14 protein-coding genes and 2 tRNA genes are annotated in these 18,162 nt (G+C 30.5%); 8 read left to right on the plus strand and 8 right to left on the minus strand.

Annotated elements, in window-relative coordinates; all coding sequences use genetic code 11:
* Window positions 1-186: 186 nt before the first annotated feature.
* A complete protein-coding gene (locus J2127_RS03165) occupies window positions 187-636 on the minus strand; it encodes a 30S ribosomal protein S13 (RefSeq protein WP_013179602.1) in 450 nt (149 codons plus the stop codon).
* A 56-nt stretch (window positions 637-692) separates the two neighbouring features.
* Window positions 693-777 (minus strand) — tRNA-Ser (locus J2127_RS03170).
* An 804-nt stretch (window positions 778-1,581) separates the two neighbouring features.
* Between J2127_RS03170 and J2127_RS03175 the strand changes: the two genes are divergently transcribed.
* Window positions 1,582-1,655 (plus strand) — tRNA-Cys (locus J2127_RS03175).
* A 253-nt stretch (window positions 1,656-1,908) separates the two neighbouring features.
* Window positions 1,909-3,528 carry a lysine--tRNA ligase gene (lysS, locus tag J2127_RS03180; RefSeq protein ID WP_209732036.1) on the plus strand — a complete coding sequence of 540 codons (1,620 nt, stop codon included), beginning with the start codon at window positions 1,909-1,911 and terminating at the stop codon, window positions 3,526-3,528.
* A gap of 136 nt (window positions 3,529-3,664) precedes the next feature.
* Here the strand turns inward: lysS and hisC are convergent, their stop codons facing one another.
* The 6 genes from hisC to J2127_RS03210 form a co-directional block, all read right to left on the minus strand.
* The gene (gene hisC / locus J2127_RS03185; RefSeq protein ID WP_209732038.1) at window positions 3,665-4,777 is read right to left on the minus strand and encodes a histidinol-phosphate transaminase; all 1,113 of its coding nucleotides are present in this window, start codon (window positions 4,775-4,777) and stop codon (window positions 3,665-3,667) included.
* Between the two features lie 103 nt (window positions 4,778-4,880).
* Window positions 4,881-5,639: a DUF2100 domain-containing protein gene (locus J2127_RS03190; protein ID WP_209732039.1), complete on the minus strand. Its 759-nt coding sequence runs from the start codon at window positions 5,637-5,639 to the stop codon at window positions 4,881-4,883.
* A gap of 95 nt (window positions 5,640-5,734) precedes the next feature.
* Window positions 5,735-7,012: a TIGR00300 family protein gene (locus J2127_RS03195; protein WP_209732040.1), complete on the minus strand. Its 1,278-nt coding sequence runs from the start codon at window positions 7,010-7,012 to the stop codon at window positions 5,735-5,737.
* A gap of 300 nt (window positions 7,013-7,312) precedes the next feature.
* Window positions 7,313-8,245: a transketolase family protein gene (locus tag J2127_RS03200; RefSeq protein WP_209732042.1), complete on the minus strand. Its 933-nt coding sequence runs from the start codon at window positions 8,243-8,245 to the stop codon at window positions 7,313-7,315.
* Window positions 8,246-8,354: 109 nt separating this feature from the next.
* Window positions 8,355-9,017, minus strand: coding sequence for a ribulose-phosphate 3-epimerase (rpe, locus tag J2127_RS03205; RefSeq protein WP_209732044.1), 663 nt, complete (start codon window positions 9,015-9,017; stop codon window positions 8,355-8,357).
* Window positions 9,018-9,297: 280 nt separating this feature from the next.
* The gene (locus J2127_RS03210) at window positions 9,298-10,116 is read right to left on the minus strand and encodes a transketolase (protein ID WP_209732296.1); all 819 of its coding nucleotides are present in this window, start codon (window positions 10,114-10,116) and stop codon (window positions 9,298-9,300) included.
* A gap of 671 nt (window positions 10,117-10,787) precedes the next feature.
* On the opposite strand from J2127_RS03210, the gene ppsA reads away from it, so the two are divergent.
* From ppsA to rsmA, 6 genes are all read left to right on the plus strand, one after another.
* A complete protein-coding gene (ppsA, locus tag J2127_RS03215) occupies window positions 10,788-13,076 on the plus strand; it encodes a phosphoenolpyruvate synthase (protein WP_209732046.1) in 2,289 nt (762 codons plus the stop codon).
* A gap of 376 nt (window positions 13,077-13,452) precedes the next feature.
* Window positions 13,453-13,968: a phosphopantetheine adenylyltransferase gene (locus tag J2127_RS03220; RefSeq protein WP_209732048.1), complete on the plus strand. Its 516-nt coding sequence runs from the start codon at window positions 13,453-13,455 to the stop codon at window positions 13,966-13,968.
* 100 nt (window positions 13,969-14,068) lie between these two features.
* Entirely contained in the window at window positions 14,069-14,983 is a 915-nt protein-coding gene (locus tag J2127_RS03225; RefSeq protein WP_209732050.1) for an AEC family transporter, read from the plus strand.
* Between the two features lie 129 nt (window positions 14,984-15,112).
* Window positions 15,113-15,880 (plus strand): TrmB family transcriptional regulator sugar-binding domain-containing protein, encoded by a 768-nt coding sequence (locus tag J2127_RS03230; protein WP_209732052.1) that lies wholly within the window; start codon window positions 15,113-15,115, stop codon window positions 15,878-15,880.
* 189 nt (window positions 15,881-16,069) lie between these two features.
* Window positions 16,070-17,233, plus strand: coding sequence for an oligosaccharide repeat unit polymerase family protein (locus J2127_RS03235; protein WP_209732054.1), 1,164 nt, complete (start codon window positions 16,070-16,072; stop codon window positions 17,231-17,233).
* A 64-nt stretch (window positions 17,234-17,297) separates the two neighbouring features.
* On the plus strand, window positions 17,298-18,134 hold the full coding sequence (gene rsmA / locus J2127_RS03240) for a 16S rRNA (adenine(1518)-N(6)/adenine(1519)-N(6))-dimethyltransferase RsmA (RefSeq protein WP_209732056.1): 837 nt from the start codon (window positions 17,298-17,300) through the stop codon (window positions 18,132-18,134).
* The last annotated feature ends 28 nt before the right edge of the window (window positions 18,135-18,162 follow it).

Raw genomic sequence — 18,162 nt, forward strand, 5'->3', positions numbered from 1 at the left:
AATTGCATTTGCGTTCTGCCATGCTTAGGTCATTAGATAAATAGGTCTATCGACTTTAATATCGATTATATGCTATGCTATTGAATAAAGCACTCGTTTTTGATAATTAAGTTACCGGATATGTCCTAATTACTTACAAAATACATATAATATATAATGCTAGTTATGAACATCAAAGTTACTTAATTATTTTCTTCTTTTAACACCCATTGAGCTACCTTTTCTGAATGAGCCTCTTGTTCTTTGGCCTCTACATGGTAATCTCAATTCGTGTCTGATACCCCTGTAACATCTGAGTTTCTTCATTGTTGTGATATCTTCTTGAACGGTCATTGTTAAATCTGTTTCGATAAGGTGTTTGTCTAACCCTGAGTACACATCTTTTTTTCTGTTAAACATCCAAGATGGTATACCGTGTTTTGCTGGGTCTTCCAATACTGACTCGATTTTAGCGACTTCTTCATCACCGATGTAACCTGCTTGAACTTTAGGGTCTAACTCGGTTAATCTAATGATAGCTCTTGCCATTGCTCTACCAATACCTTTTATTTCTTGAAGAGCGTATTCTAAAGGACTTTCCCCTTTTAAATCTGTTTTAGATATTCTAATTCTGTGTCTAAATTCTGTTTGAGTCACTCTTGCACCTCCAGAGATCTTCGTGTTTGATGACTGTAAAAAAAATAAAAAAGTGACGCAGAGAGGGGGATTTGAACCCCCGAGAGGCAAAGCCTCATACGGGTTCCAGCCGTACGCCTTTCCGGGCTAGACTATCTCTGCACATCAACGTTTTTAAGTTTTCATTCGCTGTAGTATATAAAAGCATTTTGATTGTTAAGCGATAATTAATAAACTTATTAAACGAATATGGTATTCTAACTATATAATTATAAATTCTATACTTATAAATTCTATTCATCTATTTATTAAGCAAATGCTTAATTTTTTACCAACCATATTAAATTAGGGTTTCTGACTTCAACCATATAATCCATATGACCAATATATTCGTGTATAATCACATATATTTGTATTTTGCACTTTTTAAAAGGCAAATACCCGTATATTCACTTTAATATTAAATTTACAGACTTAGGAACCTAATTCAACCAATTAATACCCAAATACATTGAAAACTACACTAAAAACTAAAATATAATTCCTAAATTTTCAAATACTGTCATTTAGATTATAATTTAGTACATATTAAGTAATTCATTGTAATTAAATATATATCTGTGTTTCAGTCCCGTAATACTTCATCAAATACTATGTTAACTTTATTTATATAGATTTCGATTTAAATCTACCAATAACGTTAGTTATCGTATAGATTACGTGTTTCTCATTTATTATAATAATATACTATAGAGATGTTATTTATAATATATAAAGCTTTTTAAAACGCGTATATCGGAATATATGAATTTTATAATTTAATTTTAATTTTAAATTAAAATATACATAATATAATAATATAATATAAAATAGTATATGTAGATATATGACAAATTATAGAAAGCTTTATATAGTAGAATAGCCTTCCTATACTTGTAAATAAAAGAAATAGAAAAACACGCAAGTGCCAAGGTAGTCTAGTCCGGCGAGGCAGCGGACTGCAGATCCGCTTCAGAGGGGTTCAAATCCCTTCCTTGGCTTTTTTTATTTTAGGCAAATATATTTATTAATTTAGATTTACGATTATTATTTTATCTTATTTTTTATATACTATTTTATTTTTTATATACTATTTTATTCTTTGTTTTAATTTTTATATTAGATAAATCATCAATTTTATATATCCCATAGTTAATCTTTTTATAAAATTAATACATAAGTAATTAAAATCACTTATTTAAGATTTTTACAAGTTTAAATTATACGCATAAAAATACTCTATGGAGGAAAAACATGTACTGGGCAGATGCTACAGCTGAAAAAATAATCAAAAAAAGAGATAGACAAGGAATTGAAGAATATGTCGTATCAAGCGGTATTACCCCATCTGGTCATATTCACGTTGGAAATGCAAGAGAAACACTTACTGCAGACGGTATTCACCAAGGACTCAAAAAAGCAGGAAAAAAATCAAAATTAATATTTGTTGCAGATGATTATGACCCACTTAGGAAATTATACCCATTCTTAACCGAAGAATACACAAAATACATTGGTATGCCTTTAAGTGAAATACCTTGTCCTGAAGGATGCTGTAATAGCTACGCAGAACACTTCTTAAACCCGTACTTAAACAGTTTAAAAGACTTAGGTATTGAAATTACTACATACAGAGCAAGTGAGTGCTATAAAGCTGGTATGTACAACGATGCAATTATAAAAGCTCTTGATAATAGGTTAAAAATCAAAGAAATCCTCGATGGATTCAGAAAAGAGCCACTTGCTGATGACTGGTATCCTTTAAACGTTGTTTGTGAAAAATGCGGTAAAATGATAAACACAAAAATATTAGGATACAACAGTGAAGATAAAACAATTACTTACGTTTGTTCAGACTGTGGATTTGAAAATACCGTTCAGCCATTCGATGGAATCGGTAAATTACCATGGAGAGTTGACTGGCCTGCTAGATGGCAAATATTCGGCGTAACTGCAGAACCTATGGGTAAAGACCATGGTGCTTCCGGCGGTTCATACGATACCGGTGTTAAAATCTCAAGAATGGTTTACGGATACGTTCCACCTGAAAAAATGATTTACGAATGGATTCAGTTAAAAGTGGGCGATAAAGCTGTGCCTATGTCCTCCTCTGCGGGTGTTGTATTTGCAGTTAAAGATTGGAATGAGATTTGTCACCCTGAAATATTGAGATTCTTATTAGTAAGAAGTAAGCCTTCAAAACACATTGACTTTGATTTAAAAGGTATTCCTAACATAGTTGACGATTACGATGAATTAGAAAGAAAATACTTCGAATTAATTGAAAAACAGAAAAATAATCCCGAAGAAGAAATAAACACAAATGACCTCGATAAAATTAGATTATATGAGGTTGTAACCGCGAATATCCCTGAAAAATTACCTGTTCAAGTTGCTTACAAATTCTGCTCAATTATTGCACAAATTGCAATTGCAGATAATGAAGAAATTGATATGGAAAGAGCATACGACATATTAAGTAGAAATGGATATAATGTGGAAGAATTTACCGAATTTGATAAAACCAGACTTATTGCAAGACTCGAAATGAGTAAAAACTGGGCTAAAAACTACGGTGAAAAATTAATCATAAATACAAAAGAGCAAGCAAAAATGGAATATGAAAAACTTTCAGATGCTCAAAAAGAATGGGTTAACACATTTATTGCAAGATTTGAAGCTCTCGAAACTCAGGAAATTACTGCAATGAACTTGCACGAGTTAATCTATGAAGTAGCTAATTCACTAGAATTAGATCCTAAAGAGGCATTTGGTGCTTCATACGCTATGTTATTAAGCAAAAAATACGGCCCTAAATTAGGTAGCTTCTTAGCTTCGTTAAATAGAGAAAAAGTAATCGAATTATACAAATAAATAAAATAAAATAAAAATGTAATAAATAAATAGTAAATAAATAGTAAATAAATAATAAATAAAATAAAATTTTATTTTTAATTCTTAAGTTTTATTTTTTAATTTTTTTAATTCTTTTTAATTTTTAATTTTCTTTTTATTCGACAACTTCTTTAAGTATATTTAGGAATCTTTCATTTTCTTCAAAGGTTCCTATTGATATCCTTACGTAATAAGGTTCTAATCCTGTGAAAGAGTAACAATCTCTAACAATAACGCCTTTTTTAAGCAATTCTTCTGCAAATTGTGAAGAATTCATACCGTTTTTAACTTTTACGAGCATGTAGTTTGCTTCAGTTGGGTAAACTTCCAATTCTTTAAATTGCTTTATTCCTTCGTATATCATTTCTCGGCTTCTTATTCCATCGTCGAGACTTTTATAGATAAATTCCTTATCTTGAAGTGTAGCGATTGCTGAAATTTGCGTAGCTCTTGTTAAACTGAATGCAGGTCTTATCCTCATCATATAATCGATTACCTTTGTGCTTGAAACACCGTAGCCGATTCTTTGACCTGCTAAACCTAAAACTTTTGAGAAGGTTCTTAATACAAGTACATTATCGTATTTTAAAGCCCAATCCGTTAAATCATATTCTTTTCGTGAATATTCAATGTATGCGTGGTCAATCATTACAAGAGCGTCAGTAGCTTCAACGATTTTCTTAATGTCTTCTGTTGGGACTACATTACCGGTTGGGTTATTAGGCGTACATATGAAAATAACTTTTGTTTTATCGGTTATTTGACTTAAAACACTGTCAACGTCCAATTTAAAGTCGTTTTCCTCGTCATACTTAGCCCACTTTATATTTGCACCATGTATTTTTGCGGAAATTGCATATTGTGTAAATGTTGGTATTGGAATTATAACTTCGTCGCCTTCATCAATCAAAATTCGCATAATAAGGTCGATTACCTCATCTGCACCATCTCCCCCTACAATTAAGTTTTCTTTTGGCACGTCTGCAAAATTAGCTATCTCTTGTAATAAAAGCGGGTTTATTGATTCAGGGTACTGACTAAATTTTGGTAATTCTTCGAGTAACTTATCCTTAATCATTGGCGAGCAACCCCAAGGATTTTCGTTTGAACCTAATTTTATAATTGTTTCAGGGTCTAAATTATATTTTCTTGCGATTTCTTCTTTTGATTTTCCCGGAACGTATGCTTTAAATTCCTTCACTACATTTCTTATTTTATCATCAATCATAAAATCATCTCGGCTAATAAGTAAAAAATATTAATAAAATTTATATTAGTAAAATTATAAGAATTATGATTCATTTAATAACTTGTTTTAATTAAAATTTTAATTAAAGTACCTGTAATTCTTCTAAAGGTAATTTTTTAGCATCGTATAAAGCTTCTGCTCTATTTAAAATTAATTCATCAGCTTTATCGCCTTCTTTAACTACCACAAATACTTTTGTAGGTTTTTTGTTATCGATTATTTTTTGTATGTTTTCCTTTGTAATGCTACATTTCTTTTCAATACCCTTTAAGGCTTTTTCAGGCATTTTTGGATTAATGATGAGCATATCTTCAGGTTCTAAAACACCTTCTGTTGAAATAATGTTTAAATTAGTCTTTAAAGTTATTCCCATTGCTTTGTTTGCTTCTTCATTTATTTCATTCAATATTTTTATTAATTTTTTATTGCTAACTAAGTATAACGCCTCAGAGTCAAGATTTATGATAGTTTTTTCTTGTTCAAATCCAAAGCCTTCTAAAATATTATTTAAACTTTTTTGAGCGCCCAATATTATTTTAGTAAACTCCTCAGCTTCTTCTTTTGTTAATTCATGATTAGGAGCTTTTTTGTAAACGTATTCATCAGCTTCTATTAAATCGTAAGCAGCTTTTTTGAGTTCTACTATGTTAATAATACCTGCTTTTGCATCTTTATGGGTCTTTTCGGCATTTTTGGTGTTCGCATTGTCACCATTTTCAGCACCATTTTTATTACCCGTACCTTGTTTTTTAATTTCTATCAATTTCTCTTGTTCCAATTTTGAAATTGACTCTATTGATTTTTTAAGTAATTCTTGTGAATTTCTAAGTTGTTTATCCATTTTATCATCCATTAGTATATTATTTTAATATTATTCTATTTTATCTTAATTTATATTTTATCTTAATTTATTAATTATTAATCTACTATTTTATCTTAATTTTTATTTTTATGTTCATTTTCCAATTTTTCCAATTCTTTTGCCAATAATACTAAAAATACACCTATATCTGTTACAACACCAATTGCTTGAGATGTTCCCCTATCCATTAATTTTGTAACGGTTGCAGGTAATATATCTACACACACGGTTTTTACGGACGAAGGCATTAAATTACCCGTAGCTATTGAATGCAAGAGCGTTGCCATCATAATAACCATTTTTTTGTCCATGACCATATTTCTCATGATATCCTGAGCTTCCACGGAATCAGTGACTACATCAGGGAGTGGTCCATCATCCCTTATACTTCCTGCTAATATATAAGGTACATCATTGTTTACACATTCGTACATTATACCTTTTGTAAGTATACCTTGTTCCACAGCATTTTTTATGCTTCCTGCTTTGTTTACGTCGTTTATTGCGTAAATATGGTGTTTATGTCCCCCTACAACAGGATTTGCAGATTCAATGTTAATACCTAATGAAGTGCCATACAATACGCTCTCTATATCATGTGTTGCGAGTGCATTACCTGCTAAAAGACCTTGAACGTATCCCATTTCTACTAATTTAGCTAGAGCTTCCCCTCCACCTGTGTGTATGATTGCAGGACCGCCGACTATTGCAATACCGCCTTCATTTTTACCTTCTTTTAAGTTCTTTTGATATTCTTGTTTAATCTCAAACATTTCCTTTGCAATTTTTCTAATTATGGCTTCCTTTGGTTTTTCGGAAGAAACTTCGGAATTCATAAATTCGAATAATTGACCTGCTTCTCTTGGCTTTTCAGGAGGTACGATTCTAATACCGCTATGACCCACTACAACATAGTCTCCGACTTTAATTTTTCGTATAACCTTTGTTTCAGCGGTTTTCGTAACTGGGTCTACGGTTATTACTGCATCCATTTTTGGATGTTGTACTTCAATCCACTCGCCATTTAATTTAACAAAAGTCTGGTGATTTGTTGTGGAGTAAAACCCTTTAGGTAAACACTGGTCTTTTTCAGCTTGTTTTAAATTAACATCTTGAACTTCAGGGATATCTGCACCAATGTTTTGTAATTCTTCCAATATATTCTCAAGGTGCTGTTGACTCTCATTTGAGATAATTAAAAGTTTTGCATAGGACGGATCAGTTTTTTCTTTTCCTATATCAAATTCTAAAACTTTATAATCTCCACCCAATTCCAAAGTGGTGTCGAAAACTTTTGTCATAATCATACTATCTACAATGTGCCCTTTTAATTCAATTTCACGCATAAACATTATTTCACCGAATTTTTGTTTTTAAAACCTTTAACCGTGTTATTATTCAGTATACTTATATTTTAAATCTTATATTTTAAATTTGTATTTTATCATACTTGGGAATTATTTGTAATTACCACTAACTTTAAAAATATATATTTTATATTCTTTTTATGTGCTAAATTATATAAAGATTTTTGGAAATGAGATGTACTGAAGAAATTAGTCTTGTATATTAATATAAAAATAATATAAAAATAATCTAAAATTAAAAAAAGAATAAATGAATAAATAAAAAAAAGAATAAAAATTAAAGATTTATAAGTTTTTAACAATTGTTTCAGCTACGCTTTTACCATCTAACTTGTAGTAGGTTAACAATTCACTTGCAGGTCCTGATTTACCGAATGTATCGTTTATACCGATTCTTAAAACTCTTTTATTGAGACCTTTTGAAGAAACAACTTCTGAAACAGCTCCACCTAAACCGCCGATTACGTTGTGGTCTTCTAAAGTTACGATTATATCTTTTGCAAATGATATTGCAACTTCGTCAATAGGTTTTATTGAAGTCATGGATACTACTTCAGCGCTTATTCCTTCGTTGCTTAAGTATTCTGATGCTTTTAAAGCTTCTGGGACTACTTCACCGGTTGCGATAATTGTTATATCGGTTCCTTCTTTTAATTTTCTTGCTTTTCCTAATTCGAATTTTGCATCTTCTTCGTTATTGAATATAAGTTCGGTGTTTCCTCTTGGCATCCTTACATAAACTGGTCCTTCGTAATTTGCACACCATTTGATAACGCTTTTAGCTTCGTAGTAGTCTGCAGGTGCTAAAACTACCATGTTTGGTATAACTCTCATAATTGCCAAATCTTCGGTCATTTGGTGGGAAGCTCCATCTTCACCTACTGTTATACCACTGTGGGTTGCACATACTTTTACATTTAATTTAGGGTATGCTATTGAGTTTCTTATTTGTTCCCAAGCCCTACCTGTTGCAAACATTGCAAATGTAGATGCAAAAACGGTTTTTCCAGTTCTTGCAAGACCTGCGGACATTCCAATCATGTTTTGCTCTGCAATACCTGCATTGAAAAATCTTTCAGGGTATTTTTTTGAGAAAAGGGCGGTTTTTGTAGAACCGGATAAATCTGCATCTAAAACTACAATATTTTCATTTTTTTCGCCCAATTCAACTAATGTTTCACCGTAGGCTTCTCTCATTGCCTTTTTAACTCCATTCATTATTTCACCGTTAGTTTAACGTATATTTAACGTATACTTGATTACACTAGAATATAATGTTATTTTTCCATTCAACTATTATTTTGAAATTAAATTTGATTAAATTTGATTAAATTTTGAAATTTGCAGAAGCTCTTAAATCTTGAACAGCTTTTACAACGTCATCTTTTCCATAGATTGCTGATGCAGCAACTAAAGCGTCAGCTCCTGATTCAACAACTTTAGGTGCGGTAGTTGTATTTATTCCACCATCTACGAATATTTTTGTATCGTATCCTTCTGTAAGTATTAAATTTTTTAATTTGTCAATCTTTTTTAACATTGGGTTTATGAATGATTGACCTGAAAATCCTGGCTCTACGGTCATTATAAGTACTCCGTATAAGTTTTCAAGTACATATTCGATATTTGTAAGACCTGTGGATGGATTTAGTGCCACTATTGGCTTTGCACCGTGATCTGCTATCAAATCTACTGTTCTAAATAAATATTTTGTAGATTCTGCGTGAAATGAAATCATATCTGAAGCTTCGGCTATTTTTGGGATAAATATGTCCGGATTTTCAACCATTAGGTGAACATCTATATCTGTTCCATGGGTAATATCTTTTAAATATTCAGGTACTTTTAAACCCATACTTAAGTTAGGTACAAAGTGACCATCCATAATATCAACGTGGAAAAAGTCAACTTTCGCTTCTTCTGCCTTTCTTACTTCTTCTGCCATATGTCCGTAGTTAGCAGACAATATTGAAGCTCCAATCATAACCATTTAATCACCATTAATCATAAACTCGATAATTTACTCATAAATATAAATGTAAATAATAAATCCAATATTGATAAATAACAGATGTTTATTAATTAATAAATTAATTTAATTACTATTTATCAAATATTATTTTAATTATTCTTAGTTTTTTATATTATGTTTAATTTAATAATTTATTTTTATTTACGGTATTTTACGATATTTTATATTTACGATATTTGCCATATTTTACGATATTTTATATTTATTTAATTGATTAATTGCTTAATTACTTAATTACTTAATTACTTAATTCGTTTAAAGCTTGCTCTAATTCTTCCGCATTTGGTGCTTTTCCGTGGAATCCTACGTTATTTTCCATGAATGAAACGCCTTTTCCTTTAATTGTGTTTGCAATTATTGCAGTAGGTTTTCCATTTTTAAGTGCTTTTGCAGTTTCTACGGTTTCAATGATTGCTTTGTAATCGTGACCATCAATTTCAAAAGTATTCCAACCGAAAGCGTCGAATTTAGCTTTAACGTCACCTAAACACATTACATCTTCAGTACATCCATCGATTTGTAACTTGTTTCTGTCAACGATTGCTACTAAATTGTCTAATTTATAGTGGTGTGCAGCCATTGCAGCTTCCCATACTTGACCTTCTTGGCATTCTCCGTCGCCTAAAAGTGTAAAAACGTTGTTATCATATTTATCTAATCTACAACCGAGTGCAGTACCCACTGATGCTGAAAATCCTTGACCCAATGAACCGGTGTTTGCCTCAATTCCTGGTATGTCAATTGTAGGGTGACCTTGCAAAAGAGCTCCAACTTGCCTAAGGTTCCATAATTCATTCTCTGAAAAATAGTTTAAACTTGCTAATGTAGCATAAACTGCAGGGCATGCGTGACCTTTACTTAAAATAAATCTGTCTCTATTTGGCATTTTAGGATTTGTTGCATCCTGGTTCATGATTTCGTAGTAGAGTGTAGCCACTATATCAATAGCGGATAATGACCCACCAGGGTGTCCTGAATTAGCTTTTGCTATCATTTTTACAATATTGTATCTTAATTTTTTTGTTATTTGGGTTAACTCTTGGATTTTTTGTTCCATGGTTTTATCGTTTTTATCGTTTGTACTCATAATTACACCATTTTATTTGCGTATAATTGCATATGATTTGTATATACTGTTTACATGATATTTAACATTAAATAATATTTTATAATTCATTTAATTCATTACTTATTTATATATTTGGAATATGGTTAAAATTAAAATAATAATTTTGTTTTGTTTTGATTTATTTTTATTATATATTCTCATATTATATTATTACAATCCTATAATTTATACTATACAATTGAACAAAATATTAGCAATGTATTTAACAATTTATCATAGTATATTTCAATTAAGGATTATATTTAAATACTTAATTAGAATATTTGATGTTAACGAATACATAAAAAAATACAAATTAATTGATACATACAGATTTTAATTATATTATCAGTATCATTATGTAATTATAAATACAATCGAAACTATAGATAAATATGTAGATGTTGATACAAATTTGTATAGCTATTTGTAGGGATATTTGTATAGATATAAGCATATATTTTTGCAAATGCGATTTATACAAGAATGAAGTATTGAAATCTACAGAATTATATAAATAATTTGTAACACATTATATTATTGAATTATAAATTATTAAAATAAATTAAAAAGAAAAGTAATATCAAAAAATTATCACATATTTATACTACGGTGAAAGAATGAAATTAATAGCTTGGTTAGATGAACTAACAAATGAAGATGTAGATATAGCGGGTGGAAAAGGTGCCTCATTAGGTGAAATGTGGAATGCAAAATTACCAGTACCTCCTGCATTTGTTACTACGGCAGACGCATACAGATATTTCATTGAAGAAACTAACTTAAAAAACACTATTAAACACATTCTCGAAGGTTTAGATGTAAACGATTCAAAAAAATTAATAAAAGCTTCCGAAGATGTTAGAAAAGCTATTGAAACGGTAGAAATGCCTGAAGACTTAAAATTAAGTGTTATCGAATCATACAACAAATTAGGCGATGGCGAAGATATCTTTGTAGCAGTTAGAAGTTCAGCTACTGCGGAAGATTTACCAGACGCAAGTTTTGCAGGTCAGCAAGAAACATTTTTAAACATGAAGGGTAATGAAGAAGTTTTCGACGCAGTTAGAAAATGTTACTCATCATTATTCACGCCGAGAGCTATTTTTTACAGAGAACAGAAAGGATTTGACCACTTTGAAGTGGCTTTATGTGCAGTAGTTCAAAAAATGGCTGATGCAGATGAAGCAGGTGTTATGTTCACAGTTAACCCAATTAACCAAAATCACGACCAGATGGTTATTGAAGCAGCTTGGGGATACGGTGAAGGTGTTGTTAGCGGTACAGTTAGCCCAGACACTTACTTAATAGCAAAAGAAGCTGAAAAAGTAACTGACATAAATGTTGCAAGTAAAGACACAATGTTTATTAAAAATGCAGAAGGTAAAACCGAAGAAATAGAAACCCCTGCTGAAAAAGTAAACGCTCAAGTTTTAGATGAAGCTAAAATAGTAAAACTTGCACAAGTTGGTAAATTAATTGAAAAACACTATGCTCAACCTATGGATATTGAATGGGTTTACGAAGGCGACGAATTATACATGGTTCAAGCTAGACCTATTACAACATTAGACAAAGGCGGAAAGAATGGAAAAACAGCATCAGAAGAGCAATACGATGCTGAAATCTTAATGAAAGGTATTGGTGCTTCACCAGGTACAATGTCTGGAGACGTTAAATTAATCTTAGACCTTGACCAAATCGGAGATGTTGTAGAAGGAGACATCTTAGTAACAAAAATGACCACACCTGACATGGTTCCAGGAATGAAAAAAGCTGCGGCAATTGTTACCGATGATGGGGGTTTAACCTGTCACGCTGCAATTATTTCAAGAGAATTGGGCACACCTTGTGTAGTAGGAACTAAAAAAGCAACTCAACTTTTGAAAAACGGTGAAACCGTAACTGTTGACGGTGAAAAAGGTATCGTATACGCGGGTGCAATTGCTAAAAAACAAAATGGTGCTGAACAATCTCAACAACAAGTTGTTTACGAAGGAGCCCCAATAATCACAGCTACAGACATCAAAGTAAATGTAAGTATGCCTGAAGTAGCTGAAAGAGCTGCTGCGACCGGTGCTGATGGTGTTGGTTTATTAAGAGCTGAACACATGATTTTAGGAACTGGTGTTCACCCAAGTAAAATATTGAACGAACAAGGTTCAGAAGCACTCGTTGAAGTATTCATGGAAGGAATTAGGAAAGTAGCAGACGCATTCTACCCAAGACCTGTTACATACAGAACTTTAGATGCTCCAACCGATGAATTTATGGGTTTAGAAGGTGGACAAGATGAACCACACGAACAAAACCCAATGATGGGATGGAGAGGTATCAGAAGAGGATTAGACCAACCTGAAATCTTAAGTTGCGAATTAAAAGCAATTAAAAGACTTAGAGAAGATGGATACAGAAACTTAAACATTATGATACCACTCGTTACAAACGTTGACGAAATCAGAAAAGTTAAAGAAATAGGTAAAGAAGTAGGTTTAAACATGAGAACAGACATCGAGTTTGGTATCATGGTTGAAACACCTGCAGCTGCTTTAATCATTGAAGATATTGTAAAAGAAGGCGTAGATTTCGTTAGTTTCGGTACCAACGACTTAACACAATATGTTATTGCAATTGATAGAAACAACGAGTTTGTGGCTAAATACTACATGGAAAACCACCCTGCAGTTTTAAAACTAATCGAGCAAGTTATAAAAGTTTGTAGGGAAAACGATGTTAAAACATCAGTTTGTGGACAAGCTGGAAGTAGACCTGCAATCGTTGAAAAATTAGTTGAATGGGGTATCACAAGTATTTCCTCAAACATCGATGCTGTAAAAACCATTAGAAGCGTAGTAGCAAGAACAGAGCAAAAAATAATTTTAGATTCAATTAGAAATTCAAAAAAATAAATAAAAAAATAATATTTGATATATAATATACAATATCAAATATTAATCTAAATTAATCTAAAATCTACATTTTCTTTTTTAATTATTTATATTAATTTTATTAACTTTATTAACAATTAATACGTACTTATATTCAATTATTATTAATATTTAGGCATATAATAGCTATTTTTAAAGTTTTTTAAATTTTTATTGAGCATATGGCTTTATAATTACTATAAAAGGATATAATTATGTCAAACTATATATATTACAAATTAAATAATGAATAAAAATAAATAACTAAAAATAATATAATTAAAAATTAAAAATTAAAATAATGATATAATATTGATAAATAAAGATATAATAACGATGAAAAATAAAAGGTACGAAAATGAAATTATCCGGAATAAAGAATAAAATAATAAGTAATGATGAATCAGAGCTTTTTACTAAGGTTGTAATTGGCGGTACTTTTGATATAATTCATAAAGGGCATGAAAAATTACTTAAATATGGTTCGAAATTTGGTAAACTTTATATAGGAATTACGAGTGACGAGTACCTTAAAAAATACGAAAAATACAAAAAACACGATATTAATCCACTGGTTATTAGGATTAAGAAATTAGAAACATTCCTTACGGAAAATAACTTAGAATTTGAAATTCAAATCATAAACGACCCTTACGGGGATACTTTAGAAAACGACTACGACCATATAGTTGTTAGTCCCGAAACACTTTGCAATGCGGAAAAAATAAATAAAATCCGTGTTGAAAAAGGAAAAAAACCTATAAAAATAGAATTATGTGAATTTGAACTAGCAGAGGATAATAAACCAATATCTACTACTCGAATTAGACGTAATGAATTAGATAAGTGTGGAAACATCTTAGATGTTAAATAAACATTTAGAATAGCTAATAATATAAAATAATTAAATAATTTGCGAATACAGTTGAATTATAAATAATTGAATTATTTGTGAATAAATATAAGGCGAAATTATGGATATAATGATAATAATAGTGGCTTTAATTTTGGTGGGCTATTTTGCAAAAGTAAGCAAGATATTGAGCGAAGACCATATTTTAGCGCTTAATAATATAGTTATTTACATGGGTATACCATCCACAATATTCTTGAATATTCTTGAAAACGTAAGGGTTGACCAACTTTCGGAGTTTTTAAAATTACCGATTTTAGTATTTTTAATGTCTGCATTTTGTATAATAACATCGTATTATGTTGGAAAAGCTTTAAAAATGGACAATAAATCACTTGGTGCATTTATATTATTATGTACCCTTGGAAACACTAGCTTTATGGGATACTCAGTTATAAATGGATTTTATGGTGCCGAAGGGCTTACAAGAGCTATCTTTTGGGATATGGGTAGCGTAATAGTTATTATGGGACTTGGTACATATATTGGTCTTAAAATGTCAGGGGCTAAGAAAAACGTTTTATTAGAAATTATTAAATTCCCTCCGATTGTAGCGGGAGTTTTTAGTACTTTTCTAGTTATATTAGGGTTTAATTTATCATATATGCCCCCAATTGTAGTTGAAACACTTACATATCTTTCACAGGCTACGATTGCTTTGATTATGATATCCTTAGGTTTATCATTGTCACCTTCAGCCCTTAGATTCGGTATGTTTTACGGCTTGGTTGCTTCAGTTATCCGTTTATTACTTGCTCCTGCATTCACTTTTGGAGCTTCGGAATTTGTATTGGACAATACACTAGATAGAAATGTTGCAGTATTACAATCAGGTACCTCTTCAGCTATGATGAGCTTGGTATTTGCTATACAGTATAAATTAGACATTAAAATGATAGCTTCTGGTTGTTTTATAACCACGGTAGTATCTATTGGTACACTTACGCTATTCTACCATTTATTAAATATTATCTAATTATTATTTTTAGATTTATTTTAGTTTTTTCTTTTTTATTACATATTTTTATAGTATAAAATTGATAGATATTTTAGTTTGATATCAATTTAAATTTATAAAAAAAATTAATTTACAAATTGTGATACTATGAAATTAAAAATCGGTATTTTAGAGATACTCGTTATTCTTTCGATAGTTGTTACCGCAGGTGTATTGGGATACAATTTTTTAGGTTCTAATACGACAAAATACGATTTTAGCGGGGAAGAAATGTACAAATGTGCATGGGTATCCGACAACATTATAAAGAAAGGTTTTATTTTAAATGCAGAAGTAGAAGGCGAATGGACAGCAGATAAAAGTCCGTTTAAAGAAACCATAAGAGTAATTGGTGCAAAAGGGGGAACTCTTAAAGTTGCATACAATAATAAAGAATATGAATTAGGCGGTAGATTAGCCTCTAAGGAAGATATCGCAATTAAATACATAAAATTAGTACCTTCTGGCAATTCAATGATTACATACAGATTAGATGAATTACAAGCAGAGTCATTTACTGATTTAAAATCAAAAATTGAGCAAGAAACTACAATTGAGGGATTAACTCCAAAATATATTATTATTCAAGGTTCAATTGCTTCAGATGGTAATACATTGTTACCTACAACACAACAACAGATTAGAAACGTGTTTAAATACGATGAATTAATGCCTGTATTCAATATATTATTAAATGGTACAACAATGATTGGAGACTTTGAAATTAGTCATTTTGAATCACTTGACGAGATTTTAAAACCAAACAATGTTTTAACATCAAACTTAAAAGTTTCCGTAGTATATGCTGAAACTAACAGTGAATTAACTGAAAAAATTGGTGAGAATTCCAAATTAAAGGTTAGTTCATGGAAATAAATTTAAAAAATATATACTCATAAGGATTATATACGTAGAATATTCCTATAATATTTCTTAATTTTTTTAAATATTGATTATGCAATTGAAAATAATTTATTAAAATTTACAATATTACAATATTACAATATTTACGAAAGATGTTTCAATATAATTAAAAAACGATGTTTGATAAGGATTAGTGATAAAATGAATTTAAACCTAAATTTAAAAGAAAAAGTTAATCCAAATGATATTTTTGTTATTATAAGTTGCATGTTTGTGATACTTGCATCCAATATTTCAGTAACTACCGGCGCTATAGTCTTATTTTGTGCAAGTTTCTTTTATATATCATTTAATGTTGGAAAAGATATTATTAAAAAATATTTTAATGCCGAAAGTGATGAAAATAATAGCGATAGTAAAAATAATAATGAATTAATTAGTCTCGTAAAAGAAAATATTAATTACGAAAAACATAGGAAAATAGGATTACTTTTAATAGCGGTAGGGGCATTATTTACTGTAGCGGACTTAATATGGGTTAGCGGAGTTCCTTTATTCGACCCTGCCTCAAGAAAGTTTTTAAACGTGGGATTTACTGCATTAGCGCACCTTTTACCACTAGGTTGGGCGATAGTTGTTTCATGTACCGAGATGAGCAAGAAAAAGGTATTTGGCTATTCTTTGGTTTTTGCGGCTTTGGTTGCTTTACTAGGTTACAGAACTCAGGTTATTATCTTGTTGCTATCTACAATATTTGTTATGTACTACAATAACAAATTATCGAATAAACAGGTTGTTTATCCGGTTGTTGGGCTTGCTTTAATCGTAATCGTAATGTCCGTACTAAGATTTTATTCGTTAAATATCGGCGGAAATCCGATTGTATCACGTATACAATTGACTATGAACATTTTAGATATGATAGTTCAAAATTTTGAAGGTAATCTTCAAGGTGTATTACACACTGCAATTTTCTCATCATATAAACTTATTCCTGGCGTTTCTTCAGGCCCTAGAACCATAGTTGCAAATAGTCTTGGGATAGAAGGTGTTACAATTACGCCTACTATATTTGGAGCAGTTTTTGCAGATTTTGGATACTTGGGTTTAATACCTTATTTCGGAAGTCTTGGTATGTTCATTGGAGCGTTACACTACATTAGTAGCAAACTTAATGGCGTATTTATGGGAATATATGCGATATTAATTGCTTATTTACTTGCAGGGATTGAAACTGGAATATTGGACTTAGATGTAGTATTTTTCTTTGGTTTAGGTGCTTTTTCATTGGTTTATGGACTATATGAAGCATTTAAAGTAAAAAAATTAAAAAATAAAGATAAAATAAAAACTAAGATAGAATAAAGATAGAATAAAAAATAAATTAAATTAAAGTTAAAATTGAAAAAACTAAATAATGTGTGGTTATATGAATTCAAATTCTCATAAAAATTCTAAAAAATTGGGTCAGTGCTTTTTAAAGGATAAAAATTTTGTAAAAAAAGCTATAAACAGTGCAAATTTAAATACGGAAGATATAGTACTTGAAATAGGTCTTGGTGAAGGTGTATTAACCAAAGAACTTGCAAAAGTAGCTAAAAAAGTCTATGTAATAGAACTTGACAAGAGATTGGAAGTATTTGCCAAAGAAGTAGTTAAAGAGTACCCAAATGTTACTATTATATGGGAAGATGCCTTAAAAGTGGATTTGGATTCATTAGACTTCAACAAAATAGTTGCTAATTTGCCATATCAAATATCTTCACCGATTACATTTAAATTTTTAGAACGTAAAAAAGGTTTTGATTTAGCTGTACTAATGTATCAGTACGAATTTGCCAAAAGAATGGTGGGAAAAGAAGATACAAAAGAGTATGGTAGACTTAGCGTAGCAGTTCAGTATTCTGCTGACGTAAAGATGGTTTGTAAAGTTCCACCCACTGCATTTTCGCCTAAGCCTAAAGTAGATTCTGCAATTGTTAAATTAATTAAAAAGAATCCAGATTATGAAGTATTAAACGAAAAAACGTTTAAAAATTTGCTTAAAGCATTATTCCAACATAGAAATAAAACAGTTGGTAAAGCTCTCGTCAATTCTGCGCACGAGCTCAATCTTACTCGTGAATACGTTAAAGAGTTTGTAGAAGAGTATAGTGAAGAGTTTGATTTTAAAGAAAGAGTTTTTAAATTGCCAGGCTTTAAAATAGGTGAATTGTCTAATTTATTGAATAAATTTATTTCTAAATTATCTAAATTGGAACAATAGGTATATAAAGCAGAAGAATAGATTATAC

This window comes from Methanococcus voltae, from assembly GCF_017875395.1.
Lineage (GTDB): Archaea > AGJL01 > Methanococci > Methanococcales > Methanococcaceae > Methanococcus > Methanococcus voltae_C.

What these genes read in the sequence shown, in the direction of transcription:
- lysS (WP_209732036.1), top strand. Translation starts at nt 1,909, where the DNA reads ATGTACTGGGCAGATGCTACAGCTGAAAAAATAATCAAAAAAAGAGAT.
- hisC (WP_209732038.1), bottom strand. Translation starts at nt 4,777, where the DNA reads ATGATTGATGATAAAATAAGAAATGTAGTGAAGGAATTTAAAGCATAC.
- J2127_RS03190 (WP_209732039.1), bottom strand. Translation starts at nt 5,639, where the DNA reads ATGGATAAACAACTTAGAAATTCACAAGAATTACTTAAAAAATCAATA.
- J2127_RS03195 (WP_209732040.1), bottom strand. Translation starts at nt 7,012, where the DNA reads ATGTTTATGCGTGAAATTGAATTAAAAGGGCACATTGTAGATAGTATG.
- J2127_RS03200 (WP_209732042.1), bottom strand. Translation starts at nt 8,245, where the DNA reads ATGAATGGAGTTAAAAAGGCAATGAGAGAAGCCTACGGTGAAACATTA.
- rpe (WP_209732044.1), bottom strand. Translation starts at nt 9,017, where the DNA reads ATGGTTATGATTGGAGCTTCAATATTGTCTGCTAACTACGGACATATG.
- J2127_RS03210 (WP_209732296.1), bottom strand. Translation starts at nt 10,116, where the DNA reads ATGGAACAAAAAATCCAAGAGTTAACCCAAATAACAAAAAAATTAAGA.
- ppsA (WP_209732046.1), top strand. Translation starts at nt 10,788, where the DNA reads ATGAAATTAATAGCTTGGTTAGATGAACTAACAAATGAAGATGTAGAT.
- J2127_RS03220 (WP_209732048.1), top strand. Translation starts at nt 13,453, where the DNA reads ATGAAATTATCCGGAATAAAGAATAAAATAATAAGTAATGATGAATCA.
- J2127_RS03225 (WP_209732050.1), top strand. Translation starts at nt 14,069, where the DNA reads ATGGATATAATGATAATAATAGTGGCTTTAATTTTGGTGGGCTATTTT.
- J2127_RS03230 (WP_209732052.1), top strand. Translation starts at nt 15,113, where the DNA reads ATGAAATTAAAAATCGGTATTTTAGAGATACTCGTTATTCTTTCGATA.
- J2127_RS03235 (WP_209732054.1), top strand. Translation starts at nt 16,070, where the DNA reads ATGAATTTAAACCTAAATTTAAAAGAAAAAGTTAATCCAAATGATATT.
- rsmA (WP_209732056.1), top strand. Translation starts at nt 17,298, where the DNA reads ATGAATTCAAATTCTCATAAAAATTCTAAAAAATTGGGTCAGTGCTTT.